Source organism: Amycolatopsis sp. AA4, assembly GCF_002796545.1.
In the GTDB taxonomy this organism is placed as follows: Bacteria; Actinomycetota; Actinomycetes; order Mycobacteriales; family Pseudonocardiaceae; genus Amycolatopsis.
Window position 1 is genome coordinate 5,103,283 of the sequence record NZ_CP024894.1, and the last position, 24,342, is coordinate 5,127,624.

The following is a 24,342-nucleotide window of genomic DNA, read 5'->3' on the forward strand; positions in this document are numbered from 1 at the left end:
GACATGCGCGCTGCGACCGAGATCCTGCTGTGGTGGCTTGCCCTGACCGGGCTGTGGACGTTCACGCTGTCCACCCCGGCGGCACCGGAACTGCTCGCCGGCGCCGGCGGCGCGGCGGTCTGCGCGATCGCCGCCCGGTCCGCGCGCCGGGCGATGAACGGCGCGTGGCACGTCAAAGCCGGCTGGCTGGCCTGGTTGGCCCCGCTTCCCAAGGCCGCGGTCAGCGAATCCGTCGCCGCGTTGCGCGCGGTCTTCGCCCGTCCCTCCGCCGGAAAGTGCGACAAAGTCACCGTCCCGGCCGAACCGCGCGCGCAGCACGAAGCACGCCTCGCTGTCGCGACGGTGGTCGTCGGCTGCACGCCGGGCGCGATGGTCGTCGCGAGCCCGCCGGCCGAAAACCACCTCGTCGTCCATCGCCTGCTCGACGACTCCCCGACCCTCGATCGGGTGACGCGATGACGTGGCTGCTCCTCGCCGCGCTGCTCCTGATGGCAGGCGGCCTCGGCACCGCGCTGTGGCTGGCCGCCCGGGGCACCGCGATCGAACGCCTCGCCGGAATGCAGTTCGCCGGAACCGTCACCGTCCTGACGCTCCTGCTGCTCGTCCAGGCGTACGGCCCGTCCAGCGCCGTCATCCTCCCCTTGACGCTGACCGTCCTCGCCTTCGCCGGGACGCTCGTCTTCGCGCGCCTCCTGGGGACCCGATGACGATCGCCGCGCAGATTCTCGTGTTCGCCGGGGTGTTCGTCGTCCTCGCCTCCGCAGCGGGTCTGCTCCGCGCGAAAGACCTGCTGACCCGCCTGCACTTCCTCTCCCCGGCGACCACGCTCGGCGCGCCGCTCGTCGGGATCGGGCTCGTCCTGGTCAACGGCGTCCACCTCGGCTCCGGCGCGATCCTCGCGACGGTCGTGCTGCTCGCGCTCACCGGCCCGATCCTCCAATCGGCCACCGCCCGCCTGGAAGCCCGCCACCGCGGCGAGATCGACGAGGACCTCCCCTCATGACCGCCGCGGTGCTGCTCGTCGCCCTCGCGCTGGTCGCCGCGGCCGGGTTCGCGGTCGTCACGACACACGATCCGAAGCGCCAGGCGATCACGCTCACGGTGTTTTCCCTGTGCCTGACGGTGCTTTTCGTGGTTTTCCAAGCCCCGGACGTCGCGTTGTCCGAACTCGCCGTCGGCGCCGCGATCGTCCCGCTCCTCGTCCTGCTGACGCTGCGGAAGACCGGCAAGCGATGAGGACCCGCGACGTCGTCGGAGCCGCCGGGCTGGCCGGGGTCGCGGCGCTGTTCGTCGCGGCCTTCCTGCGGATGCCCGCCGCCGGGACCGCCGGCCACGTCTACCGGGACCTCGTGCTGCCGATGGGGTTCCGGGAGGTCACCCCGAACCTGGTGTCGTCGGTGAACTTCGATTTGCGCGCACTCGACACCCTCGGCGAGGAAACGATCGTCGCCGCCGCGGTCGTCGGCACGCTCGCGTTGCTGCAACCGCCCAAGAAGGAGCCGAAAACGGACGGGACCGGCTACGTCCTGCCCGCCGTGAAGCTCGCCGGTTTCCTGCTGCTGCCGGTCTCGGTGCTGCTGGGCATCGACATCGTCGTGCACGGACACCTGACGCCGGGCGGCGGTTTCCAGGGCGGCGTCGTCCTCGCGACCGGCTGGCACCTGCTGTACCTCTCCGGCAGCTACCGCGCGCTGGCCCGGCTGCGCCCGATCGACTGGTGCGAATACGCCGAAGCGACCGCCACCGGCCTGTACGTCGTGACCGGCCTGATCGGACTCGGCATCGGCGGCTCCTTCCTCGCGAACATCCTGCCGCTGGGCGAATTCGGCTCGCTGCTTTCCTCCGGCACGGTTCCGGTGCTGAGCGTGCTGATCGGCATCGAGGTCGCCGCCGGGTTCGTCGTCCTGCTGTCGCGGTTCTTCGTGCACGGACTGGAGGAACCGCGGTGACGGGCGTGGTGTCGGCGGCCTGCTACGGCGTGGCGGCGTGGCTGTTGCTGCTCGGCTGCGCCGGGATCATGCGCAGCCGCCACCTCGTGCACACCGTGGTGTCGCTGTCGGTCGCGCAATCCGGCACGTACGTCCTGCTGCTCGCGATCGGCTACCAGGACCAAGCCGCCGCCCCGATCGTGTCGCAAGGGCAGTCCCAGCCGGTGGTCGACCCGATGGTGCAGGCCATGACGCTCACCGACATCGTCGTCTCGGCGACCATCACCGCGCTCCTGCTCGCCCTGACGCTGCAAATCTCGCGCCGCCACGGCACGGTCGATCCCGACGAACTGCGTGCGCTGCGCGGCTGACCATGACGACCCTTCCCGCACTCGCCGTCGCCGTCCCGCTGCTGGCCGCCTGCCTGCTGCTCGGCCTCGGCGGCAAACTGCCCCGCGTCGTGGTCGACGTGACGGCGACGGTGACCGCGGCGGCGGTGTGCGCACTGTGCGTGGTCCTGCTGACCTCCGCGCACCACGAGCGAGTGGTCGCCTGGCTCGGCCGGCAGGGTCCGGAAGGCACCCGCTCGGTCGGCATCGTGCTGGTCGCGGACGGGCTGAACACGACCTTCGCCGCGCTGGCCGCGTTCCTGACCGTCTGCGCGCTGCTTTACAGCTGGCATTACTTCGAAGCCGTCGAAGCGCGCTACCACGCGATGATGCTGCTCTTCCTGACCGGCATGACCGGCTTCCTCTTCACCGGCGACCTGTTCACGCTGTTCGTCTTCTTCGAGCTGATGAGCGGCGTCGCCTACGCGCTGACCGGGTACCGGATCGAGGAGGCGGACTCGGTGCAGGGCGCGCTGAACTTCGGCGTGGTGAACTCCCTCGGCGCGTACTTCACGCTGATGGGCATCGGCCTGCTCTACGCCCGCGGCGGCCAGCTCGGTCTCGCCCAGCTGGGAGTCGCGCTCGACGGACGTCCGGCGGACGCGCTCGTCATCGCCGCGTTCGTGTTGGTGTGCACCGGATTGCTCGTCAAAGCCGCGACTGTGCCGTTCCACTTCTGGCTCGCCGACGCGCACGCCGTCGCGCCGACGCCGGTCTGCGTGCTGTTCTCCGGGGTCATGGTCGAACTCGGTCTCTACGGCGTGCTCCGGGTCCGCACGACGGTATTCGGGAGGGTGCTCGACGACGCGACCGTCAGCCGGGTCTTCCTCGTCGCCGGGATCGCCAGCGCGGTGCTCGGCGCCGTGCTTTGCTTCACCCAGCGGCATCTCAAACGGTTGCTGGCCTACTCGACGATCGCCCACATTGGACTGTTCCTTTGCGGACTCGCCGCCACCGGCGGCGAGGCGACGGCCGCGTTCGTGCTCGCGGTGCTCGGACACGCCGGGGCCAAAGGCGCGCTGTTCCTCCTGACGGGCGTGCTGAAGGATCGTTACGGCAGCGTCGACGAGGACGATCTTTTCGGCCGCGCAACACATTCACGGACAGAAGCGGTGTTGTTCCTCGTCGCGGCGGCCGCCCTCGCCGGACTGCCGCCGTTCGGCCTGGCACTCGGCAAAGACGCCGCCGAACACGCGGGCCCGGAATGGCTGATGATCGTGTTCGCGGTGGTCTCCGCGCTGACCGCCGCCGCCGTGCTGCGCGCCGGGCTGCGGGTCTACTTCGGACTCGGCAGACCGCCCGCCGACGATTCCGCGGACACGACGTCCGGTTCCGGCGAGGAACCCGAAACCGGACAGCCGATCGCACGCACCCCGATCCCGATGCTCGCGGCCATCGTCGTCCTGCTCGGTTTCGCACTGGCCGCCGGGATCGTGCCATGGCTCCGCGACGTCGCCGCGGCGGCTGGGGCGCAGGCCGTCGACCGCGCGGGCTACCTGCACGACGTCCTGCCGACGCTGCCGCCATCCCGCCCCATCGCGCCGCCCGAACTGTCCTGGACCGCGCCCGGCCTGCTGTCCGCGGCGGTGACCGCGCTGCTCACGCTGGGCGCGGCGGCCTTCGCGCTGTGGTCGCGGCACCGCACCCCGAAACCGCTGCACGAAGCCCTCACCGTCCTGCACCGCGCACATTCCGGCCAGGTCGGCGACTACGTGGCGTGGCTGCTCGCGGGCGTCGCCCTTCTCGCCGGGCTGGTCTGGCTCTGACCTCGCCGGACGCGACCAACTCCGGACGCGTGCTCCGGCAGGAGCGGCATCCGTACCTCGACCAGAAGACCGGCGTCGCCGACTGACGCGCTCCGGCGGGTGCGCGGTCCGCCGGCCTCACGAATGCGGATCGACGTCGTCGCCGAGCAGCCGGTGCACCGCCTCCACGTTCTCGTACCGCTGTTCGGGCAGCTTGCCGAGATGGCCGATCACGTCGTCGCCCGCGCCCTTCGCGGCCGCCCGCCGGAGGAGCTCGTCGCGCTCGCACGGGTACTCGACTTCGGTTAAATACTCCCGGACGTCAGACATGGCGCTCCCTTCCTCGGGTCCTTCCTCCGCATACCCGCCCAGCCCCGGATCAATGCGGGTTGCTCGGGACATGAGGGCGGCCGCACCCGAAATTCCTTCAGTGCTCTTGGTCACGGCGACCCGGAGAAATACCGCGGACTCGGCGAATACGGATCGGGACTCGCGTTGCCTCCGCACGAAACGCGACCGGATCGGCCGCCGCTCCGGCGCGGAAACTTCCCGGCCGCGCGGCCGGTTCTCCCCTTCCGACCGCCGCGCATTGTCTCCGGCGACCAGCCACAGTGGACTCCTGTTATGGTCTGCGGTGACCACGTCCCGTTTCCAGGAGGAGCCGCCGCGATGGCACAGAAAGTCCTCGTCGAGATGATCGACGACCTCGACGGGTCCGAAGCCGGGCAGACCGTCCCCTTCGGACTCGACGGCGTCCAGTACGAAATCGACCTGTCCGACGAAAACGCCGCCGCCCTGCGCCAGGAGCTCTCGACGTTCATCGCCGCGGCCCGCCGCACCGGCGGACGCAAGGCGGCCGTGCGCGCCACGGCCGCGCCGACCGCCGAGGAACGCGAGCGCTCCAAGGCGATCCGCACGTGGGCCCTGGACAACAACTGGGCCATCGCCGAACGCGGCCGCATCCCGCGCGAGGTGATCGCCGCCTACGAGGAAAGCCAGAAACCGGAGGCGAAGCCCCGCAAGCGCACCGCGAAAAAGCGCGCCGCGAAATAACCTTCCGGACTCGGCAGGTTCCGGATAGCTCATTTCGAGCAAATCCGTTCCCTCCCGGACTTCCCGGAACACAGTCTTCCGCGCGCGGAAAACACCGCCCGGCCATCGGCGAATGCCACCGGCCGGGCGGCATTTTTCTGAACACCTCGCTCAACGCGGCGAAGACGAAACAGGCGGCGCACGGCGGCTCGCCGCGAGCACGAGCACCGGGACCAAGGTCAGGGCCGAGAGGACCGCACCCACCGCCGCCGGCCCGACCGTGCCGAGACCGGAATCGAGGGCCGCTCCGCCGATCCACGACGCGAGCGCGGTGCCGAGGTCGAAGGCCGCGACGCTGAGCGAGGACCCCAGCGTCGGCGCGTGGCCGGCGTAGCGGACGGCGAGCGAGATCAGGACCGGGTTCGCGCCGAGGCCGAAGAATCCCGGCGGCACCACCAGAATCCCGGTCGGAAGCACCGCACCGGCGGCGAAGCACACCGTCAGCAGGACGAGCGCGGTGGCGGCGGTCCGGCACGAGGGCGTCAAACGGCTTCAGCATCCCGAGGCCGGGCTACTCGAATTGACCTACCAGTCGCTCGAACTGCCGCTGAGCCAGCGGGCGATGCACGATCTGACCGCCTACACCGCCGAGCCCGGCAGCACTTCCGAAGACCGGTTGAAGCTCCTGGCCAGTTGGAAAGCGCCCACGGACACGGCGTCTTCGCGCACTACGAAGTAGCTGCTCGCTGCGCATCGGCGTACTGCTCGTCGGTGACGGGTTCGAGCCAGGTGGTGCCGTCGCCGTCTTCGAGACCTTCGAGCATCGCGATGTGGGCCATGCAGGTCGTCGCGCCGCCGCCGTGCCAGTGTTCCTCGCCGGGCGGGGTCCAGGCGGTGTCGCCCGCGCGCATCCGGATGACTTGACCGGCGCGGTTCACCACGTAGCCGACGCCTTCGGTCACGTGGAGCGTCTGGCCGTTGGCGTGGGAGTGCCAATGGGTGCGGGCGCCCGGGGCGAATCGCACGAGCGAGGCGATCAGCCGCCCTTTCTTCAGCGGAGTGACGTAGACGTCGCCGGTGAATGCCGCCGCCGGGGCTTTGGCGGTGTCCTGGACGGGGATGAGTTCCATGGGTTTCTCCTGAATTCGTTGGCGCGGCGGGGTTATCCGCGGAAGACCTTCTTCGCGACCGCCATCGCCGCCATCGCTTGCGGCCAGCCGGTGTAGAACGCCAGGTGCGTGATCGCCTCGATCAGCTCGGCCTCGGTGTTGCCGTTCTCCTTGGCCAGGCCGAGGTGATATTCCAACTGCCCGGTGTTGCCATTCGCGGTCAGCGCGGCAACTGTGACCAGGCTGCGTTCCTTCGGGGTCAACTCCGTGCGTTGCCATACCTGGCCGAACAGCACGTCGTCGGTGAAGCGCACCAGCGCGGGCGCGAAGCCGCCGAACATCTTTTCCGCTCCGGACGGTTCTGTCATCTTCTGTCCTTTCTCGACAGTCCTTTGTAGGCAGTCAAAGCAGCGAGCACGGCTACCGCGGCGGCCAGCAGCAGGCTGACGCGAGTCCCGCTCGCGATCCCGGCCGAGAGGAGCGCCCCGAACACCGCGACGGCCAGCGCGCCGCCGAGCTGACGGCTCGTGTTGAGCACCCCGCTGGCGATCCCCGCCTGTTTTCCCGGCACCGCGGCCAGCAGCACCGCGATCACCGGCGGGATCACTGTCGGACCGCCGAGGCCGACCAGCACCATCAGCGCCGCCGTCGCCCACACCGGCGCGCTGCCCGCGGTCTCCGCGACGGCGGCGAGCCCGATCGTCATCACCAGCAGCCCACTCACCACCACTCGCCGGGCACCCGCGCACTCGACCAGCCGGGGCACGAGCGGCGTCAGCACGAGCCCGGTCAGCATCATCGGGAGGAACACCACGCCGGTGTCCAGCGCCGACAGCCCGTGGTGCTGCAGCAGGAGGCTCACCACGAACGGCATTCCGTAGTAGCCGACCATGAAGGCGAACCCGATCACGACCGCGACCACCACCGCCCGGGTCCGCATCAGCGCCGGCGGCACCATCGGATGCTTCGCCCGCGCCTGAACCACCGCGAACGCGACCCCCGCGATCCCGGACACCACCAGCGCCGGCCCGGCCCGGTGCGCGTCGATCGCCCCGAACACCAACGCCGCCATCGCGACCGCGCCGGTCGCCTGCCCCGCCCAGTCGAACGGCGCCCGATGCCGCGCCGACCGCCCGACCCGGACCAGCAAGACCAGCGCCGCCGCGCCGACCGGCACGTTGACGAGGAAGATCCACCGCCAGCTCGCGAGCGTCAGCAGGCCGCCGAGCACCGGCCCGGCCGACGAGGCCACCGCGCCGCCCATCGCCCACCACGCGACCGCCCGGCCGCGCTTCACCGGATCCGGGAAGGCCTGCCCGATCAACGCCATCGACGACGGCATCACCACCGCCGCCGCGGTGCCCTGGACCAGCCGAAACCCGACCAGCATCGCCAGCGACGGCGCGAGCCCGCAGGCCGCCGACGCCGCGACGAACCCGCCCACGCCCCACCCGAACGCCCGCTTCGCCCCGATCCGGTCGGCGAGCGACCCGGCGGAGAGCAGGAAGGCGGCGAAGGCGAGGGTGTAAGCGTCGACGACCCACTGCAGCCCGGCGATCCCGCCGCCGAGATCCGCCCGGACGGCGGGCAGCGCGACGTTGACGATCACCGCGTCGAGGGTGACGACGAAGAAGCCCAGGAGGGCGGCGAGCAGGGTGGCTGTCGCGCTGCCCGGTTGGGTGAAGTCCGAGGCCGCCTCGCCCGGCGGGGCCGCCCGGGTCACGGAAGCACCTCGGCCGAGACCGCGCGGGCCGGATCCGAAGCGGTCGCACGACGAGACAGCCGCGATCGCTGCCCGCGTTCGCCTAGGCCCGGGCCGGTCGCAGGCCGCATTGCCGACGAAATCACCGCAACCCGGCTGAACCGGACACCATGCGGAGTCAACGCACGAGGCAAACCGGCACTTCGCCCGTGCGGTACATCAGGCCCATCGAGGCACGCTTGCGCCAACAGGGCAACGCGCCGAAGCGGGGCAGGCAGCCGAGCGAAGCCCGAAGCCGCCTCTCGCGCCAATCCCGCTAGCCGCTGCGGGCCGCGCTCGCCGAAGCCCTGCCGGAGGGCAGGCAGCGAACCGCGAACCCGGACACGCGGCCATGCCAGCCTCGAACCCGACCCCAGCAGGCTCCGCCCACTGGACCACGCACGAGTCACGGCAGCGCCACGAAACCGAGCACGTGCCCAGGCACCCGAACCCGCCGCACCAGCCACCTCAACACCACGAACCCGAGCAGGCGACCAGGCACCCCGCTCCCGCACCCCCAGCAGACCTCGTCCGCCCCAACGAGACCGGGCACCAGGCCAGGCACCATCCGAAACACTCACCCCACGAGCACACCCCGCCCCCGGCCCCGGCGGGAGGTCGCGTCGTTCCGGGTCCTGGCAGAACCCCCCTCGTCCGGGCGGGCCGTCGTACCGTGGACGGCATGAGCGGCAAGAGCACCGAGGCCCGGGACTTCCTGGTCACCCGCCGGGCCAAGATCACGCCCGCGCAGGCCGGGCTGAGCGTCTACGGCGGCAATCGCCGGGTGCCGGGCCTGCGCCGCGAGGAGGTGGCGCTGCTCGCGGGCGTCTCCGCCGACTACTACACCCGTCTCGAGAAAGGCAACCTCGCCGGGGTGTCCGACAGCGTGCTCGACGCCGTCGCCGCCGCGCTCCAGCTCGACGAGGCCGAACGCGGTTACCTCTTCGACCTCGCCCGCGCCGCCAACGCCGCCGGGCGGGCGCACCGCAACGGGCAGCGGAGGCGTCCTCCGCAGCGCGTCAGCCCGATCGTGCAGCGCATTCTCGATTCGATGACCACCACCGCCGCTTTCGTCCGCAACGGGCGGCTCGACATCCTCGCCACCAACCCGCTCGCCCGCGCGCTCTACTCCCCCGCCTTCGACAGCCCGACCCGCACCAGCGAGCACACCCCGCCCAACCTGGCCCGCTTCGGGTTCCTCGACCCCGCCGCCCACGATTTCTTCCCCGACTACCCCAAGTCCTGCCGCACGTCCGTCGCCATCCTGCGCACCGAGGCCGGCCGCGATCCGCACGACAAGAGCCTCTCCGACCTCGTCGGCGAGCTCTGCACCCGCAGCGACGATTTCCGCACCCGCTGGGCCGCGCACGACGTCCGCCTCCACCGCACCGGCGTCAAGGACTTCCGGCACCCGGCGGTCGGCGAGCTGACGCTCGACTTCGAGGCCATGCAGCTCACCACCGACCCCAGCCTCACCCTGACCGCCTACACCGCCGCGCCCGGCTCCGCGGCCGAGGAATCGCTCCGGCTCCTCGCCAGCTGGGCGGCCACCGAAATCGCCGCGGGACCGAGCCGCGCGCGGTAGAAACCCGCTACAGTTGCCCGGAAGACTTCTTCGGGGGGCAGCGATGGAGTTTCAGGAAGTCGTGCGGCGCAGGCGGATGGTGCGCAAGTTCACCGGCGAACCCGTCTCCGAGGAGAGCATCCGCCGGATCATGCGCAACGCGCTGCGCGGCCCGTCCGCCGGATTCTCGCAGGGCCAAGCGTTCCTCGTCCTGCAGGGCGACGACGTGCGCCGATTCGCCGGCACCCTCGAATCCTGGACGCTGGACGACAACGTCAAGTCCGCGCCGGTGATCGTGATCCCGTTCTCGGTGAAGGACGCGTACCTCGACCGCTACGCCCAGCCGGACAAGGGCTGGACCGACCGCAGCGAGGACCACTGGCCGGTGCCGTTCTGGTACATCGACACCGGCATGGCCGTCCTGCTCATCCTGCAGACCGTCGTCGACGAGGGCCTCGGCGCGGTGTACTTCGGCATCGGCGCGCAGGATTTCGACCGGCTGCGCGCCGAATTCGGCGTCCCCGACACCCACGAGCCAATCGGCGCGATCGCCATCGGCCACGACGCGGACGCCAAGATCTCCCCGGGCGCGTCCCCCGCCACCCGCCGCCGGAAGCCGGAAAGCGAGACTGTCCACTTCGGACAGTGGTAAGGCGTTCTCGCGGCGACCGCGGCGTCTCGCGGACCTAGCCGCGCCCTGGCCCCTCGTCGCTCCTGAGCCGGAGTTCGCCGCGGCACGTGATCCCGGGAAAAGACAGCGCGGCCGACGCCGCCGTCCCGGCCTCCCGGCACGATCCAGAACATCCGTAAAACACGAAAACGTTTCAAGACCGCCGGAAAACCCGCGGAGGCGGCATAATTACCGTCACGGCCGACCCTCGCCGGGCCGCCAGGGCGCGAAATCCCGCCGGAGGCCGTTTTCTCCCGGGAAGGCTCCCGTGCGAGCTTCCGCGGCGCCGGCTTCGACGGAGCAGCCGGAACCAGCCGAACAGCCCAGCGAAACCACCCGTCTGCCGCACTTTTCCCCTGGATGGCGCAAAGGGGGCGCCAGGACGGCAATTCCCTCGAAAGTGCCATCAATCCCGTGCTGCGGCACTTGCATATTCCAGTCCGCCGCGGAATGTCACCGAATTCGGGGACCAAAGAAACTTGACGGCCGGCCGGCGGCGAGCGGAACAAGATCAACCTCCCCGCCGAACCCCACTCGTCGCGCCACGGATTTCACCCCTGCGGAGCAGTTCGGCGTGCGCCAACCGGGGAATCCGGACCCCGAAAGCGGGGAAATCCTGGTACCATCGCCCGTGCGGAGGACAGGTTTGCGGTAAATGCACGACGACGATCAGACTTCCCCGGAAGCCCTCGCCGGAATTTCCCGGATCCGTCGACAACCGCCACCGGACGTGGAAAAACAAAGGGCATTCACGGCTTTGGTCCTCTTTGCCAGATTAATGGCTCTTCACGTGGTCTAGACCTCAATCCAGGCGCGTGCCGTATTTGTCAACCGAAACGCGCATCGAACAGGTCACGAAATTGTCAACACCGACGTCCGTAGGTTACGTCGGCGTTACATCCACCGATGATGAGGAATATGGATCTCACCGAGTACCCGACCGCCCGCCCCGGTCCGGCACCCGACACCGAGGAAGCATTCGCCCAGGTGATGGCCGACGTCACCGGGCAGGAAAACGTCTCGGCCGACAGCAACTTCTTCGCCGATCTCGGGGCCAACTCGCTCGTGCTGGCACAGTTCTGCGCACGAGTGCGCAAGCGTGCCGATCTTCCCGCCGTCTCCATCAAGGACATTTACCGGAATCCGACCATCGCGAGTCTCGTCTCCGCTTTGTCCGAGACCGGCGAAGCCCCCGCCGAGGAGCCGGAGCCGGCCCCCGCGGCTCCGCCGAAGCGGGCGAGCCGGCTCGAATACCTCGGCTGCGGAATCCTGCAGCTGGCGGTCTTCCTGGCCTATTCCTTCCTCGTGGCCCAGGTGCTCGGCGCGGGAACCGACTGGATCCTGGCCGGTTCCGGCGTGCTCTCCTACTACCTGCGCGCGGTCGGTTTCGGCGCCGCGGTGCTGGTGATTCTGTGCACCCTTCCGATCGCGCTCAAATGGCTCCTCGTCGGCCGGTGGAAACCGGCGGAGATCCGCGTGTGGAGCCTCGGCTACGTCCGGTTCTGGGTGGTCAAGACGCTCGTGCAGCGAAACCTGCTGGTCCCGCTCTTCGCCGGGTCCCCGCTCTACTCGCTGTACCTGCGCGCGCTGGGGGCGAAGATCGGCAAGGGCGTCACGATCTTTTCGCGGCACGTGCCGGTGTGCACCGACCTGCTCACCGTCGGGGAAGGCACGGTGGTCTGCAAGGACACCTTCTTCCCCACGTATCGCGCGGAGCGCGGGGTGATCCGGACCGGACCGGTAGCGATCGGCGCGCACGCGTACGTCGGCGAGATGTCGGTCCTCGACGTCGAGACCCGGATCGGCGACCACGCCCAGCTCGGGCACGCCTCGTCCCTGCACGCCGGGCAGGCGGTGCCGCGGGGGCAGAGCTGGCACGGCGTGCCCGCCGTCCCCGCCGACGTGCAGTACCGGCGGGTCGAACCGCGCGCCTGCGGAAGCGTCCGGCGGGCGTTCTTCGCCGTGCGCCAGGCGCTGACCGCGGTGTTCTTCCTGGCCCCGTTCGTGCTCGGCCTGCTCGCCTTCGTGCTGACCACGCTGCCGAACCTCAGCCCGGCGATGGGGCTCGGCTCGGCCGTCATCGACTTCACCTACCCGAAGTTCTACTGGAAAGCCCTCGTCGTCTCCTTCATCCTGTACTTCGGCCTGCGGCTCGCCGGCTTCCTGATCGTCACGCTCGTGCCGCGGCTGCTGAACCTCGCCCTGAAACCCGGTGAGGTCTACCGCCTCTACACCCTTCGCTACACCGCACACCGCGCCATCCGCGTGCTCACGAACCCGCGGTTCTTCAAAACCCTCCTCGGCGACAGCTCGGCCATCGTGCACTTCCTGCGCGCGGCCGGCTGCAAGGTCTCCAAGGAAGAACAGACCGGGTCCAATTTCGGGCTCGAGGAGAAATACGAGAACCCGTACCTCTTCGAGGCCGGGGCGGGCACGATGATCGCCGACGGCCTCTCGGTGGTCAACGCCGAGTACACCAGCACCTCCTTCCGGCTCTCCCGGGTGCGCGTAGGGGCGCGGAACTTCCTCGGCAACCACGTCGTCTACCCGGCCGGGGCCAGGACCGGCGACAACTGCCTGCTCGCCACGAAGGTCCTGGTGCCGCTCGACGGCCCGGTGCGCGAGGGCGTCGGGCTGCTGGGCTCCCCCAGCTTCGAGATCCCGCGCTCGGTGGAGCGCGACAGCCAGTTCGACCACCCGAAGACGCCGGAGGAATTCCGGCGCAGGCTGGCCGCCAAGACGCGGCACAACGCCGGGGGCATGCTGCTGTACACGCTGTCCCAGTGGCTGTTCTTCTACGGGCTGCTGCTGCTCACCTGGGCCTCGGACGTCTACTACGACCTGATCGGCCCTCCGCTGTTCGCGATCGACACGCTGGCCTTCCTGCTGTACGGCGTCGTCTACTTCGTCGCGGTCGAACGGATCACCGTCCTCGTCCGGCCGCTGCGCCCGGTCTCGTGCTCGATCTACGACCGGCGGTTCTGGCGGCAGGAACGGTTCTGGAAGGCGGCCGCGACCAACGCCCACCTGCGCGCGTTCGACGGGACCCCGTTCAAGCGCGCCGTATGGCGGCTGCTGGGCGTCAAGGTCGGGAAGCGGCTGTTCGACGACGGGGCGATGATCATCGAAAAGACGTTGGTGCGCATGGGAGACGACGTCACGCTCAACGCCGGCTCCGTCGTGCAGTGCCATTCGCAGGAGGACGGCGGTTTCAAGATGGACCGCATCTCCATCGGCAACGGGTGCACGGTCGGCGTCGGAGCGCTGGTGCACTACGGCGTGACGATGGGCGACGGGTCGAGCCTCGCCCCCGATTCCTTCCTCATGAAGGGCGCCGAAGTCCCGGAACACGCGCAGTGGGGCGGAAACCCCGCGCAGGAGATCCGGGCGGCCCGCCGCCTGCCGGCGGGCAAATCGTGACGGACCACCGACAACCACGGGAAGGAAAAGCCATGAGAACCGGACTGGGAGCGGTTCGCGAGCATTGGCGCGAAGTACTCGCCGCCGGCGGCCGCACCAGCGTCCCGCGCTGGACGCTGGACGCCGGCTCCGCCGTCGGCGACCACGAAACGCCGGTCCCCCGGGGGACCGGCGCCGCGCTGCGGCAGCTGGCCGACCGGCTGCGCGTGCCGCTGAGCTCGGTGCTGCTCGCCGCGCACGCCAAGGTCCTCGCCGCCCTGTCCGGCGAGGCCGAGGTGTGCACCGGCTACGTCGCCGAACCGGGCGGAGCGCCGCTGCCCTGCCGGCTGAGCACCGAATCCGGGACCTGGCGCGAGCTGATCGAGTACGTCGCGCGGATCGACGCGCAGACCCTGGCCTTCAAGGACTTCCCGGTCGACGAGCTGCGCGCCGAACTCGGCATCCTCGCGCCGCCGTTCGAAACGGTCTTCGACCCGACCGGCACCGCCGGCGACCTCGCCGGGGACACGGTGCTGCGGCTGGACGTCTCGCCGGATCTCGAGACGCTCCGGCTCCGCTTCCGCACCGAGGTGCTCGATTCCGAAGCGGCCGAACGCATCCTCGGCTATCACCTGAGCGCGCTCACGCTGATCCGCACCGACGTCACCGCCCCGCACCGCGAAACGACGCTGCTGTCGGCCGCCGAGCTCAAGCTGCAGCTGGAAGGGCTCGCCGGACCGCACGTCGAGGTGCCGGACCTGCGTTGCCACGAGCTGTTCCAGCGCAGCGTCGCCCGGAATCCGGACGCGATCGCCGCGGTGCACGGCGACCGGCAGTGGACGTACCGCGAGCTGAACGGGCGCGCGAACCGCCTGGCGAGGGCTCTGGTGGCGCGCGGGCTGCGCCGCGAGGGCGTCGTCGCGGTGGTGACCGAACGCAATCTGGACTGGATGGCCGCCGTGCTCGCCGTGTTCAAGGCGGGCGGGGTGTATCTGCCGATCGAGCCGCATTTCCCGACCGACCGCATCGCGACCACGCTGCGGCGGGCCGACTGCGAACTGGTGCTGACCGAACCGGGCAGCACGACCACGCTGCGCAAGGCGGTCGAATCGCTGCCCGGCGTGCGCACCTTGTTCGTGGACGCCGCGTACGAGGAGGACCATTCCGAAGACGACCTCGGCATCGCCGTCGACGCCGGCCAGCTCGCCTACATCTACTTCACCTCGGGCTCCACCGGCGAGCCGAAGGGCGCGATGTGCGAGCACGCCGGGATGGTCAACCACCTCTACGCCAAGATCAACGACCTCGGCATCACCGAGGATTCGGTGGTGGCGCAGGTCGCGCCGCAGTGCTTCGACATCTCGTTGTGGCAGCTGGTTTCCGCGCTGCTGGTCGGCGGGAGGACGCTGCTGATCGAACAGGACGCGATCCTCGACGCCGACCGGTTCGTGGACAAACTCGGCCGCGGCGGGGTTTCGGTGCTGCAGGTCGTGCCGTCGTATCTCGAGGTCGTCCTGTCCGCGGTGGACAAGAACCCGGTCGCGCTGCCGGACCTGCGCTGCGTTTCGGTGACCGGCGAGGCGCTCAAGACCGAGCTGGCGCAGCGCTGGTTCGCCACGATGCCGGACATCAAGCTGGTCAACGCGTACGGCCTCACCGAAACCTCGGACGACACCAACCACGAGGTGATGGACCGCGCGCCGACGCGGGAGCGCGTGCCGCTCGGGCCGCCGGTGCAGAACGTGCGCGTGTACGTGGTCGACGACCAGCTCCAGCCGGTCCCGCTCGGCGCGCCCGGCGAGATCGTGTTCTCCGGGGTGTGCGTCGGCCGCGGCTACGTCAACGACCCGGAGCGCACCGCGCGGGCGTTCACCACCGACCCGCACCGTCCGGACGCCCGGCTCTACCGCAGCGGCGACCACGGCCGCTGGCTTCCGGAAGGAAAGCTGGAATTCCTCGGCAGGCGCGATTCGCAGGTCAAAATCCGCGGCTTCCGGATCGAGATCGGCGAAATCGAGAACACGCTGCTGCGGGTGCCCGGGGTGCGCGACGGCGCGGTGGTCGTGGCCGAACGCGGGCAGGGCAAGCGGCTGGTCGCGTTCTACTCCAGCCGGGAGCAGCTCGACCTCGAGCTGGTGCGGGAACAGCTCGGCGCCGCGCTGCCCGAATACATGCTGCCCTCGGCGTTCCACTGGCGGGAGCAGTTGCCGTTGACCGCCAACGGAAAGATCGACAAGAAGAACCTCGCCGCGCTGGCCGTCGAACTCGACGCCGCGGAAGAGGACTACGACGCACCGGTCACCGGCACCGAACAACGGCTCGCCGAGACCTGGGCGCGGGTGCTCGGGATCCGGGCCGGCCAGGTCGGCCGCCGGGACCACTTCTTCGACCGCGGCGGCACGTCGCTGTCCGCGGTGAAGCTCGCGATCGCGCTCGACCGCGCGGTCTCGATCAAGGACGTCGCCAAGCACCCCGTGCTCGCCGACCTGGCCGAGCTGATCGACAGCCGGTCCGGCTCCCCCTCCTGACCCTCGAACCGCGGAAAGCGAAGGGATTCCACGATGTCGTTGTCCAAATTCCTGCCGAAGGCTTCCCCGCCCGAGCCCGATTTCTGTCCCGGGCTGCCCGCGGTGCTGCGGGCCGAGGCGGGCGGCGACCCGGCCGGCTGGGCGAGCACGCACCGGGAGACGGTGCGAAGACTCGTCGCCGAATACGGCGCGGTGCTCGTCCGCGGTCTCGGGCTCGCCGACCGGACCGCGGTCGCGGCCGTGTTCGGGAGGCTGACCGACCTGCTCACGACCGAGCGGGAGGCGTTCGCGCCGCGCACGGCGTACCCGGGCGGGGTGCACTCCTCGACGGAATGGCCGCCGAACCAGCCGATGTGCATGCACCACGAACTCAGCTACACCCTCGAATTCCCCGGCCTGCTGCTGTTCGCCTGCGTCAGCCCGCCGTCCTCGGGCGGGGTCACCGGGGTCAGCGATTCCACCGCCGTGCTGGCCGCGCTGCCCGCCGGCCTGCGCGCCCGGTTCGAACGCGACGGCTGGCTGCTCACCCGGAGCTTCAACGACGAGATCGGGGCGTCGGTCGCCGAGGCGTTCGGCACCGAGGACCGGTCCGCGGTCGAGAAGTACTGCCGCGCCAACGGGATCGAGTTCGAATGGCAGCCCGACGGCGGCCTGCGCACGCGGCAGCGCCGCCGGGCGGTCGTCGGGCATCCGGTCACCGGCCGGGCGTGCTGGTTCAACCAGATCGCCTTCCTCAACGAGTGGACGATGGCCCCCGAGGTGCACGAGTACCTGGTCGACATCTACGGGGCCGACGGCCTGCCGTTCAACACGCGCTTCGGCAACGGCGACCCGATCGGCGAGGACGTCGTGCACCTGCTCAACGAGGTGTACGAGGAACACACCGTCCGCGAACCGTGGCAGGCGGGAGACCTGCTGCTGGTAGACAACGTCCGCACCGCGCACAGCCGCGAGGCCTACGAGGGCCCGCGCGAGGTGCTCGTCGGGCTGGCCGACCCGGTGCGGCTTTCCGACTGCTCGCTCGCTGCTGAGGGGAAAAACCAGTGACCACGCAAGCTTCTGCCGCCGAATCCGCGTCCGCGGAGCCGGCGGCCGTGCCGCCGTTCGCGGTGATCTCCGGCGCCCAGGTCCAGCAGGCGCTGTCCGGGCGCGAACGCGAGGTCGTCGACCTCGTCGAAACCGCCTACCGGGTGCACGGCTCCGGCGATTCGGTCAACCCGCCCTCCTATTTCCTGCGCTTCCCCGACCGCCCGGCCGACCGGATCATCGCCCTGCCCGCCTCCCTCGGCGGGAAGACCAACGTCGCGGGCCTGAAGTGGATTTCCAGCTTCCCGGCCAACGTCGCGGCGGGGATCCCGAGGGCGTCGGCGGTGCTGATCCTGAACGACCTCGCGACCGGGTATCCGTTCGCCTGCCTGGAAAGCTCCATCATCAGCGCGACCCGGACCGCCGCCTCCGCCGCGCTCGCCGCGGACTGGCTCAGCCGGACCCGGCAGCGGCCGCGGCGCGTCGGGTTCTTCGGCGTCGGCCTGATCGCCCGCTACATCCACACCTTCCTCGCCGGGACCGGCTGGGAGTTCGACGAGATCAACGTGCACGACCTGAATCCGGACAGCGCGGGAGGGTTCCGCGGCTACCTGGAGCAGGCGGGCTTCGCCGGAGAAATCAGCGTGCACGAGACGGCCGAGGGCCTGGTCCGGGACAGCGATCTGGTGGTCTTCGCGACCATCGCGGGCGAACCGCACGTGCACGATCCCTCGTGGTTCTCGCACCATCCGCTGGTGCTGCACGTGTCCTTGCGCGATCTGGCCCCGGAAGTCCTGCTGGCGTCGGCGAATTTCGTGGACGACGTCGACCACTGCCTCAAGGCCAACACGTCGCCGCATCTCGTCGAACAGCGCACCGGCAGCCGGGATTTCCTGCTCGGCACCCTCGACGACGTGCTGACCGGCCGCGTCAGCCCGCCCGCCGACCGGCCGGTGGTCTTCTCGCCGTTCGGGCTCGGCGTTCTCGACCTCGCGGTCGGGGCCTTCGTCCACGAGAGAGTGTCCGACGCCGGCGGACTGCACGTCATCGAGGACTTCTTCCACGAACTGCGCCGGTACGGCTGACCGCCGTCCGCCACTGAGCTTTGCCTGAAGGGGAGAAAACTGTGCGTGTCATCACCGTTCCCGAAGCTTTCAACGAGGAGGCGCTGTACGTCGACCTCCGCTGGAGCTTCGGCTACTCGCTCTACCTCAAATGCGAGGGGTTCAACTTCGCCGGCTCCATCAAGCTGAAGGCCGCGACCGAGATGGTCGACGCGGCCGAACGCGACGGCCTGCTGCGGCCGGGCTCGATCATCGTCGAATCGTCGTCGGGCAACCTCGGCGTCGCGCTCAGCATGATCGCCGCCAGCCGGGGGTACCAGTTCCTGTGCGTCACCGATTCCCGCTGCAACCTGGCGACGCGCCGCGCGATCGAGGCGCTCGGCAACGAGGTGCACATCATCACCGAACCCGACCCGGAAAGCGGTTTCCTCGGGGCGCGCATCGGCCACGTGCGCATGCTGTGCGCCTCCGACGAGCGCTACGTCTGGCTCAACCAGTACACCAACCCGGACAACTGGGGAGCGCACTTCCACCGCACCGGGCCGGAAATCGCCGCCGCGTTCCCGAATCTCGACGTGCTGTTCGTCGGCGCGGGCACCACCGGCACGCTGATGGGCTGCGCGCGGTTCTTCCGGCAGTGGCACCGGCCGGTGCGGATCGTCGCGATCGACAGCGTCGGCTCGGTGACCTTCGGCGGCCCGGCGGGCAGGCGGATGCTGCCCGGGCTGGGCACCAGTGTGCGCCCGGCGATCCTCGACGAGTCCTATGTGGACGACGTGGTCCTCGTCGAGGAACCGGATTCGGTCCGGGCGTGCCACCGGCTGGCGCGCAACGGGTTCCTGTTCGGCGGTTCGACCGGGACGGTGGTCAGCGGCGCCACGAGCTGGCTGTCCGAACACGACGCGCACCACCTGACCGCGGTGGCCGTCGCCCCGGACCTCGGCGAGCGCTACCTCGACACGATCTACCAGACCAACTGGCTGCAGGGCATCTACGGAGAGGACGTGCTGTCGCCCCGGCCCCGCCAGTCCGTCTGACCCGCGCGGCGGCGCGCCGGCCGTTCCCCGGTGCGCCGCCCTCCGTCAGACCTGCTTCGTCCATTCCTCCCAGCTGAAGCGCCAGTCGGTCCAGCCGTCGCCCGGTTTCAGGTCCACGCCGGTGTCGGTCACGACCACGACGTCCCCGCGATGGGAGTTCTCGTAGAACCACTTCGCGTTCTCGACGCTGACGTTGAGGCAGCCGTGCGAGGTGTTGGTGCGCCCCTGCTGCCGGACCGACCACGGCGCGGAGTGCAGGAACTGGCCCGAGTTGGTGAGCCGCAGCGCGTACTTGACCGTGGTGCGGTAGCCGCCCGGCGAGTCGGTGGGCACCCCGTACGTGCTGGAATCCATGGTGTACGGCGACTGCACGGTCATGATCAGCATGGTGCCGGACACGCTGCGCGCGGACGGTTTGCCGAGGCTGACCGGGGACGTCAGGACGAGCTGGCCGTCCTGGTACGTCCGCATCTGCTTTTCCTTGTCGGACACCTTCGAGATGATCGACGGGCCGGTCTTGAAGGCGATCTTCCGGTCGGCCTTGCCGAACACGCCGTTGCCGAGCGCGCGGCCGGCGATCTTGATGTCGAGGGTGATCGTGGAGTAGGCCGGCCAGTATTCCTTGGTGCGGTAGTGCACCTCGTCGTCGCCGAACCAGCGCCACGCGCCGGTGGCGGGCTTGTCGGAGGTCACGGTGAGCATCTTCTCGGCGGCGGCCTTGTCCGCGACCGGCGCGGAGAACTTGACCGTGATCGGCATGCCGACGCCCGTCGTCTCGCCGTCGAGCGGGATCACCGACGGGTAGGCCTGCGCCTTGGCGGTCGCGGTGGTGAAGGTGCTCGTGCGGGTCACCGGATTGCCGTCCGCTCCGACCGAACGCGCGGTGAGCGTGTACTTCGTGCGGTATTCGAGGGGCTTGCTGCTGGTCCAGCGTTGTTTCGCGGGGTCCAGTTCGCCCGGGACCGGGGTGCCGTCCGCGGCCGCGAGGGTGACCTCGCTCAGCGTGGCGCCCCCGGCGACCGCGGTGACGGGTTCGCCGGGCGCGACGTCGTTCGAGCCGTCCTTCGGCCCGAGGTCGAGGGTCGCGGGCTTGGCCGCGGCGCTGGTCTTCGGGTCGTTGCCCGCGGCGGGACCGGGGCCCGGTGCGGACGTGCATCCCGCGGCCAGCGCCAGCCCGGCGAGGATCCCCGCGATGATCTGCGTTTTTCTCCCCAGCACCTGATCTGCCCCCATTCGCGAGTACTACCGGACATAGTAGTCATACCGGTCAGGCGCGGAGCAGGGCGGGAGCCGCCGTCCAGGCTCCGGCGACGATCAGGGCCGCGGCGGTGCTCACGGGGAGTAACGCGGCCGCTGCGAAGGCGACAAGGCCGGTCAACGCGGTGTCATCGCCGCGGGCGAGGTGCTGCAGGCGAAGTGCGACGGCCGACGAAGGCACCGCATGCATCCGGCGCAAAGCCGCGCTGACGGTCGCCGGTCCGTGCCGCCGCCCAGCCGCGGCGTCCGCGCTCAACTCCACCGCGGCGGCGGCGAACTCCGGCGACCTCCGAGCCAGCGGAACGAACGGCAGCGCCGCCGCCACCGCGTGCGCGAACCCGACCAGGCGGTGGTGGCGTCCGCGCAGATGGGACCGTTCGTGGTCGACCACCGCGGCGAGTTCGGCTTCAGAGAGGTCCTTCGCGAGCCCTTCGGAGAGGACGACGAGGCCGGGCTTTCCCGCGACGCTGTAGGCGAGCTTCTCCTCCAGCGGCAGCCACCACACCCCCGCCCGCGCCCGGCACACGATCGACAGGTCCGCGAAATGCCGGTCGTGCAAACGAAGCTGATGCCGGTAGAGCCGGATAGCCGCCAGGGCGAACGCCCCGGCCGCGCCCGCCGCGAGCAACGCGCCGGAGACGCCGAGCACCTCGTCCAGATGCAGCACTTCGCGATGCCGCGAGGCGTCGAGCCGCAGCCGCGCGACCACCTGCCGCGCCAGTTCGTGCCCCGGCCCGAACGCCGTCACGACCGCCCCGGCTCCGGCGGCGATCATGCTGCCCAGCAACAGAATCCACGCGACGAAGCGCAGCGGCGCAGGCATCCGAGCGCGCAATATCCGACGCAGCAACAACGGCCCGCAGCACCCCACCAGCGCCGCAGTCGCGACGAGCGCCGCGGAGACGATCACGAGCGCTTCCGCAGCCCGCGCCGCAACGCTTCCCGCTCCCCCTCGGACGCCGACCGCGCGAAATGCAGCAGCACTCCTTCGGGATCGCCGACGTCCGCGAGCAGGTTCCGCATCGCGCGCGCCGCGGCCTCTTCTCGCGAGAGAGCCGGCGTGTAGCAGTAGGCGCGGCTGCGTTTTTCGCGTTCCACCCAGCCCTTGCTGTGCAGGTGGTCAAGGACGGTGAGGACCGTCGTGTAGGCGAGGTCCCGGTTCAGCGCGTCGAGCACTTCGCGGACGGTGCGCGCTTCGCCCGCGCGCCACAAGACGTCCATCGCCGCCGATTCCAGCTCGCCGAGTCCTTGCACGCCACGCATCCTAGGGCTCGCTCGTCCGGCGTCTGCTTCGCTGCTGTGCGCCTCGTTTTCGGCCCGCGCCGGGCCGGGTGGCGGTCAGCGGCCGGTGAACCGGTACGTCGGCCCGTGCGACCGTTCGCAATGCTCGGCCCGGTCCTCGTCGACGTGGTCCACCTGCAGCGTCGTGTGGTCGAGCCGGTGCCGGGACCGCATGATCTCCTCGATCCCGGCGCGCACCGCGTGGCAGTCCGCCGCGGGCCGCACCAGCACGTGCGCGGACAGCGCGGGCTCGCCCGAGGTGATCTGCCAGATGTGCAGGTCGTGCACCTGCACCACGTCCGGGACGGACGCCACCTGCTCCCCGACTGCCCCCGGGTCGATCCCCGCGGGCGCGGCCTCCAGGAAGATCCGGCCCGATTCGCGGACCAGGCCCCAGCCCGCCTTCGCCATCAGCGCGGCGACGACCAGCGCGGCGATCGCGTCCGCGCGGGCGAATCCGGTCCACCACACGACCGCGCCGGCCACCGCGGTCGCGATGAACGCGTAGAGGTCGTTGAGGATGTGCTGGAACGCGCCCTCGACGTTCAGGCTCGACCGGTTCGCCCGGCTGATGCACCAGCTCGCCGCGACGTTCACGACGATCCCGGCCAGCGCCGTCACGAGCACCAGCGCGCCCTGGACCTCCGGCGGTTCGATCAGCCGAGCGACCGCCTCGTAGAGGAACCACGCGGTGAGCAGCAGCAAGGTGATCCCGTTGGCCTGCGCGGACAGGATTTCCGCGCGCTTGAGCCCGTAGGTGAACCCGCCCTTCGCCGGCCGCGCCGCCAGCCGGATCGCGACCAGCGCGAGCACGATCGACGCGGCGTCGGTCAGCATGTGCCCGGCGTCGGTGATCAGCGCGAGCGACCCGGCGATCAGGCCGATCACCAGCTCGACGGCCATGAACCCGACGATCAGCACCAGCGCCCGCACCAGCCACTTGCGGTCCGCCCCCGCCGTCACTCCGTGGCCGTGGCCGTGGCCCGTGTTGTGCTCGCTCACTCGCACCGTCCCTGACATATAGTGAAACGTGCATGTATTGTGGCGCACGCTCCGGCCCTGCGTCCACCCGGGATCACCCGCCCGGAGCGATCCGCACGCCGAGCCCGCGCAGCCAGCGCAGCGGATCGGTCTTGCGCTCCCCCGCCGCCCACACCTCGAAGTGCAGGTGTGGCCCGGTCGACTGCCCCCGGTCGCCCACCTCGGCGATCGCCTGCCCAGCCGCCACGCGCTGCCCGGCGGAAACCGAATAGCGGTTGACGTGGCCGTACACCGTGACGGTCCCGTCGTCGTGCCGGACGCGGACCCACAGCCCGAACCCGCTCGCCGGACCGGCCTCGAGCACGGTCCCGGCGAGCGGCGTCCGGACCGGCGTGCCGATGGCGTTCGCGACGTCCAGGCCGTAGTGGGTCGTTCCCCAGCGGGCGCCGTAATTCGAGGTGATCGTGCCGGTCACCGGCGCGTAAGCACGGGGTTGTCCGGCTTCCTGGCGAGCTTTCTCGGCACGCCGCAGCCGGTCGTCGCGGACCTGGGCGGCGGACTTCAGCACCGCCAGCTCCGCCGTGGGCGGACGCGCGGAAACCGGAAGCACCTCGTGGCCCGTCGCTGTCAAGTCACGTTCGCGCTCAGCCGGAGCCGCCCGCGCCACCGCCGCGAACGCCGCCCCGCCCGCGAAGCCCGCCAGGACGAGCCCCGCGCCGAGCCCGCCGCGAGCGCCGGCGGAAACCCGGTTCGAACGCCGCACCGCGGTGCTCCTCTCGCCGGACCTCGGGATCAAGTACTACGCCGGATAGTAGATGATGCCGGGGTCAGTACGCGGTGAGCCCGCCGTCCACGACCAGTTCGGTTCCGGTCACGAACGAGGATTCGTCGCTGGCCAGGAAAAGCATCGCGCGCGCGACCTCGGCGGGACTGCCCGCGCGGCGCATCGGCGTGCGGACGATGTCGGGCTGCCGGTCGCCTTGTTCGTCGAGCAGGTCCTGGATCATCGGCGTGGCGATGACGCCCGGGTGCACCGAGTTGACCCGGACGCCGCGCGTCGCGTACTCGACCGCGGCGGTCTTGGTCAGCAACCGCACCGCCCCTTTGGACGCCTGGTACGCGGCCGCCGCGCCGCTGCCGACCAGGCCCAGCACCGAGGAAGTGTTGACGACCGATCCGTTGCCGGAGGCGCGCAGCAGCGGCATCGCGGTCTTCATCCCGAGCCAGGTTCCGGTCTGGTTGACCGCGATCACCCGGTCCCAGCCGTCCACTGTGGTCTCCTCGATGCCCGGCCAGTCCACGATCCCCGCGATGTTGACCAGCACGTCGAGGCGGCCGAACCGCTGCCGCGTCCGTTCGACGACCTCGCGCCAGTTTTCCGGCGAGGACACGTCCAGCACCTCGGCCAGCACGTCGGTCTCCAGCCGCGCCGCGAGTTTCTCCACCGCGTCGGGATCGACATCGGTCACAACCAGCCTGGCGCCCTCGCGCGCGAACAACTCCGCCGTCGCCTGCCCGATACCGCCGGTCGCCCCGGTGAGCAACGCTACTTTTCCCTTGAGCCGCATGGGGTATTCCTTTCTTCGGAGGG

The 24,342-nt window shown here is 70.4% G+C and carries 28 protein-coding genes; 16 read left to right on the forward strand and 12 right to left on the reverse strand.

Annotated elements, in window-relative coordinates; all coding sequences use genetic code 11:
* The first annotated feature begins 3 nt into the window (after nt 1-3).
* Genes CU254_RS23620 through CU254_RS23650 form a run of 7 tightly spaced genes read left to right on the forward strand, consistent with a single transcriptional unit; the run spans nt 4 to nt 4,083 of the window.
* The gene (locus tag CU254_RS23620; protein ID WP_009080041.1) at nt 4-459 is read left to right on the forward strand and encodes a Na+/H+ antiporter subunit E; all 456 of its coding nucleotides are present in this window, start codon (nt 4-6) and stop codon (nt 457-459) included.
* The gene (locus CU254_RS23625) at nt 456-707 is read left to right on the forward strand and encodes a monovalent cation/H+ antiporter complex subunit F (protein WP_037356679.1); all 252 of its coding nucleotides are present in this window, start codon (nt 456-458) and stop codon (nt 705-707) included. The genes CU254_RS23620 and CU254_RS23625 overlap by 4 nt, the downstream gene beginning before the upstream one ends.
* Complete coding sequence (locus CU254_RS23630; RefSeq protein WP_037714600.1) at nt 704-1,003, forward strand: monovalent cation/H(+) antiporter subunit G; 300 nt, start codon at nt 704-706, stop codon at nt 1,001-1,003. The genes CU254_RS23625 and CU254_RS23630 overlap by 4 nt, the downstream gene beginning before the upstream one ends.
* On the forward strand, nt 1,000-1,236 hold the full coding sequence (locus tag CU254_RS23635; RefSeq protein ID WP_009080044.1) for a DUF4040 domain-containing protein: 237 nt from the start codon (nt 1,000-1,002) through the stop codon (nt 1,234-1,236). Before CU254_RS23630 ends, CU254_RS23635 begins: the two co-directional genes overlap by 4 nt.
* On the forward strand, nt 1,233-1,949 hold the full coding sequence (locus CU254_RS23640; RefSeq protein ID WP_009080046.1) for an MnhB domain-containing protein: 717 nt from the start codon (nt 1,233-1,235) through the stop codon (nt 1,947-1,949). Before CU254_RS23635 ends, CU254_RS23640 begins: the two co-directional genes overlap by 4 nt.
* Complete coding sequence (locus CU254_RS23645) at nt 1,946-2,299, forward strand: NADH-quinone oxidoreductase subunit K (protein WP_009080047.1); 354 nt, start codon at nt 1,946-1,948, stop codon at nt 2,297-2,299. The genes CU254_RS23640 and CU254_RS23645 overlap by 4 nt, the downstream gene beginning before the upstream one ends.
* A 2-nt stretch (nt 2,300-2,301) precedes the next feature.
* Nucleotides 2,302-4,083 (forward strand): complex I subunit 5 family protein, encoded by a 1,782-nt coding sequence (locus tag CU254_RS23650; protein WP_100266851.1) that lies wholly within the window; start codon nt 2,302-2,304, stop codon nt 4,081-4,083.
* 117 nt (nt 4,084-4,200) lie between these two features.
* Here CU254_RS23650 and CU254_RS23655 read toward each other — a convergent pair whose 3' ends face one another.
* Nucleotides 4,201-4,392: a DUF2795 domain-containing protein gene (locus CU254_RS23655; RefSeq protein WP_037714604.1), complete on the reverse strand. Its 192-nt coding sequence runs from the start codon at nt 4,390-4,392 to the stop codon at nt 4,201-4,203.
* Nucleotides 4,393-4,731: 339 nt separating this feature from the next.
* On the opposite strand from CU254_RS23655, the gene CU254_RS23660 reads away from it, so the two are divergent.
* On the forward strand, nt 4,732-5,115 hold the full coding sequence (locus CU254_RS23660) for an Lsr2 family protein (protein WP_009080050.1): 384 nt from the start codon (nt 4,732-4,734) through the stop codon (nt 5,113-5,115).
* Between the two features lie 150 nt (nt 5,116-5,265).
* Here CU254_RS23660 and CU254_RS44285 read toward each other — a convergent pair whose 3' ends face one another.
* The gene (locus tag CU254_RS44285; protein ID WP_199785964.1) at nt 5,266-5,640 is read right to left on the reverse strand and encodes an MFS transporter; all 375 of its coding nucleotides are present in this window, start codon (nt 5,638-5,640) and stop codon (nt 5,266-5,268) included.
* 34 nt (nt 5,641-5,674) lie between these two features.
* Here CU254_RS44285 and CU254_RS44290 point away from each other — a divergent pair, with 34 nt between their 5' ends.
* Nucleotides 5,675-5,833, forward strand: coding sequence for a hypothetical protein (locus CU254_RS44290; protein ID WP_234392733.1), 159 nt, complete (start codon nt 5,675-5,677; stop codon nt 5,831-5,833).
* Here the strand turns inward: CU254_RS44290 and CU254_RS23675 are convergent.
* From CU254_RS23675 to CU254_RS43185, 4 genes are all read right to left on the reverse strand, one after another.
* Nucleotides 5,823-6,224 carry a cupin domain-containing protein gene (locus tag CU254_RS23675; protein ID WP_009080053.1) on the reverse strand — a complete coding sequence of 134 codons (402 nt, stop codon included), beginning with the start codon at nt 6,222-6,224 and terminating at the stop codon, nt 5,823-5,825. The two genes, CU254_RS44290 and CU254_RS23675, sit on opposite strands and share 11 nt — an antisense overlap.
* A gap of 32 nt (nt 6,225-6,256) precedes the next feature.
* A complete protein-coding gene (locus CU254_RS23680) occupies nt 6,257-6,571 on the reverse strand; it encodes a carboxymuconolactone decarboxylase family protein (protein ID WP_009080054.1) in 315 nt (104 codons plus the stop codon).
* Entirely contained in the window at nt 6,568-7,926 is a 1,359-nt protein-coding gene (locus CU254_RS23685; protein ID WP_009080055.1) for an MFS transporter, read from the reverse strand. Before CU254_RS23685 ends, CU254_RS23680 begins: the two co-directional genes overlap by 4 nt.
* A 424-nt stretch (nt 7,927-8,350) precedes the next feature.
* Entirely contained in the window at nt 8,351-8,497 is a 147-nt protein-coding gene (locus CU254_RS43185; RefSeq protein ID WP_158688073.1) for a hypothetical protein, read from the reverse strand.
* 129 nt (nt 8,498-8,626) lie between these two features.
* On the opposite strand from CU254_RS43185, the gene CU254_RS23690 reads away from it, so the two are divergent.
* From CU254_RS23690 to sbnA, 7 genes are all read left to right on the forward strand, one after another.
* A complete protein-coding gene (locus tag CU254_RS23690; protein WP_037714608.1) occupies nt 8,627-9,529 on the forward strand; it encodes a helix-turn-helix transcriptional regulator in 903 nt (300 codons plus the stop codon).
* 43 nt (nt 9,530-9,572) lie between these two features.
* Nucleotides 9,573-10,160: a nitroreductase family protein gene (locus CU254_RS23695; RefSeq protein ID WP_009080057.1), complete on the forward strand. Its 588-nt coding sequence runs from the start codon at nt 9,573-9,575 to the stop codon at nt 10,158-10,160.
* A gap of 936 nt (nt 10,161-11,096) precedes the next feature.
* The gene (locus CU254_RS23700; protein WP_199841084.1) at nt 11,097-13,598 is read left to right on the forward strand and encodes a Pls/PosA family non-ribosomal peptide synthetase; all 2,502 of its coding nucleotides are present in this window, start codon (nt 11,097-11,099) and stop codon (nt 13,596-13,598) included.
* Between the two features lie 32 nt (nt 13,599-13,630).
* Nucleotides 13,631-16,105, forward strand: coding sequence for an amino acid adenylation domain-containing protein (locus CU254_RS23705; RefSeq protein WP_009080059.1), 2,475 nt, complete (start codon nt 13,631-13,633; stop codon nt 16,103-16,105).
* A gap of 33 nt (nt 16,106-16,138) precedes the next feature.
* Nucleotides 16,139-17,152 carry a TauD/TfdA family dioxygenase gene (locus tag CU254_RS23710; protein WP_009080060.1) on the forward strand — a complete coding sequence of 338 codons (1,014 nt, stop codon included), beginning with the start codon at nt 16,139-16,141 and terminating at the stop codon, nt 17,150-17,152.
* Nucleotides 17,149-18,216: a 2,3-diaminopropionate biosynthesis protein SbnB gene (gene sbnB / locus CU254_RS23715; protein ID WP_009080061.1), complete on the forward strand. Its 1,068-nt coding sequence runs from the start codon at nt 17,149-17,151 to the stop codon at nt 18,214-18,216. The genes CU254_RS23710 and sbnB overlap by 4 nt, the downstream gene beginning before the upstream one ends.
* 41 nt (nt 18,217-18,257) lie before the next feature.
* Nucleotides 18,258-19,232, forward strand: coding sequence for a 2,3-diaminopropionate biosynthesis protein SbnA (sbnA, locus tag CU254_RS23720; protein ID WP_037714610.1), 975 nt, complete (start codon nt 18,258-18,260; stop codon nt 19,230-19,232).
* A 45-nt stretch (nt 19,233-19,277) separates the two neighbouring features.
* On the opposite strand, the gene CU254_RS23725 is transcribed toward sbnA, so the two are convergent.
* The 6 genes from CU254_RS23725 to CU254_RS23750 all read right to left on the reverse strand — a co-directional run bounded on the left by CU254_RS23725 (nt 19,278) and on the right by CU254_RS23750 (nt 24,319).
* The gene (locus tag CU254_RS23725; protein ID WP_009080063.1) at nt 19,278-20,465 is read right to left on the reverse strand and encodes an Ig-like domain-containing protein; all 1,188 of its coding nucleotides are present in this window, start codon (nt 20,463-20,465) and stop codon (nt 19,278-19,280) included.
* A 34-nt stretch (nt 20,466-20,499) separates the two neighbouring features.
* Complete coding sequence (locus CU254_RS23730; RefSeq protein ID WP_009080064.1) at nt 20,500-21,399, reverse strand: M56 family metallopeptidase; 900 nt, start codon at nt 21,397-21,399, stop codon at nt 20,500-20,502.
* A complete protein-coding gene (locus CU254_RS23735) occupies nt 21,396-21,743 on the reverse strand; it encodes a BlaI/MecI/CopY family transcriptional regulator (protein WP_037717808.1) in 348 nt (115 codons plus the stop codon). The genes CU254_RS23730 and CU254_RS23735 overlap by 4 nt, the downstream gene beginning before the upstream one ends.
* A gap of 84 nt (nt 21,744-21,827) precedes the next feature.
* On the reverse strand, nt 21,828-22,772 hold the full coding sequence (locus CU254_RS23740) for a cation diffusion facilitator family transporter (protein WP_234392734.1): 945 nt from the start codon (nt 22,770-22,772) through the stop codon (nt 21,828-21,830).
* Between the two features lie 73 nt (nt 22,773-22,845).
* On the reverse strand, nt 22,846-23,514 hold the full coding sequence (locus CU254_RS23745) for a M23 family metallopeptidase (RefSeq protein ID WP_009080068.1): 669 nt from the start codon (nt 23,512-23,514) through the stop codon (nt 22,846-22,848).
* Nucleotides 23,515-23,578: 64 nt separating this feature from the next.
* Nucleotides 23,579-24,319, reverse strand: coding sequence for an SDR family NAD(P)-dependent oxidoreductase (locus CU254_RS23750; RefSeq protein WP_009080070.1), 741 nt, complete (start codon nt 24,317-24,319; stop codon nt 23,579-23,581).
* Nucleotides 24,320-24,342: the final 23 nt, after the last annotated feature.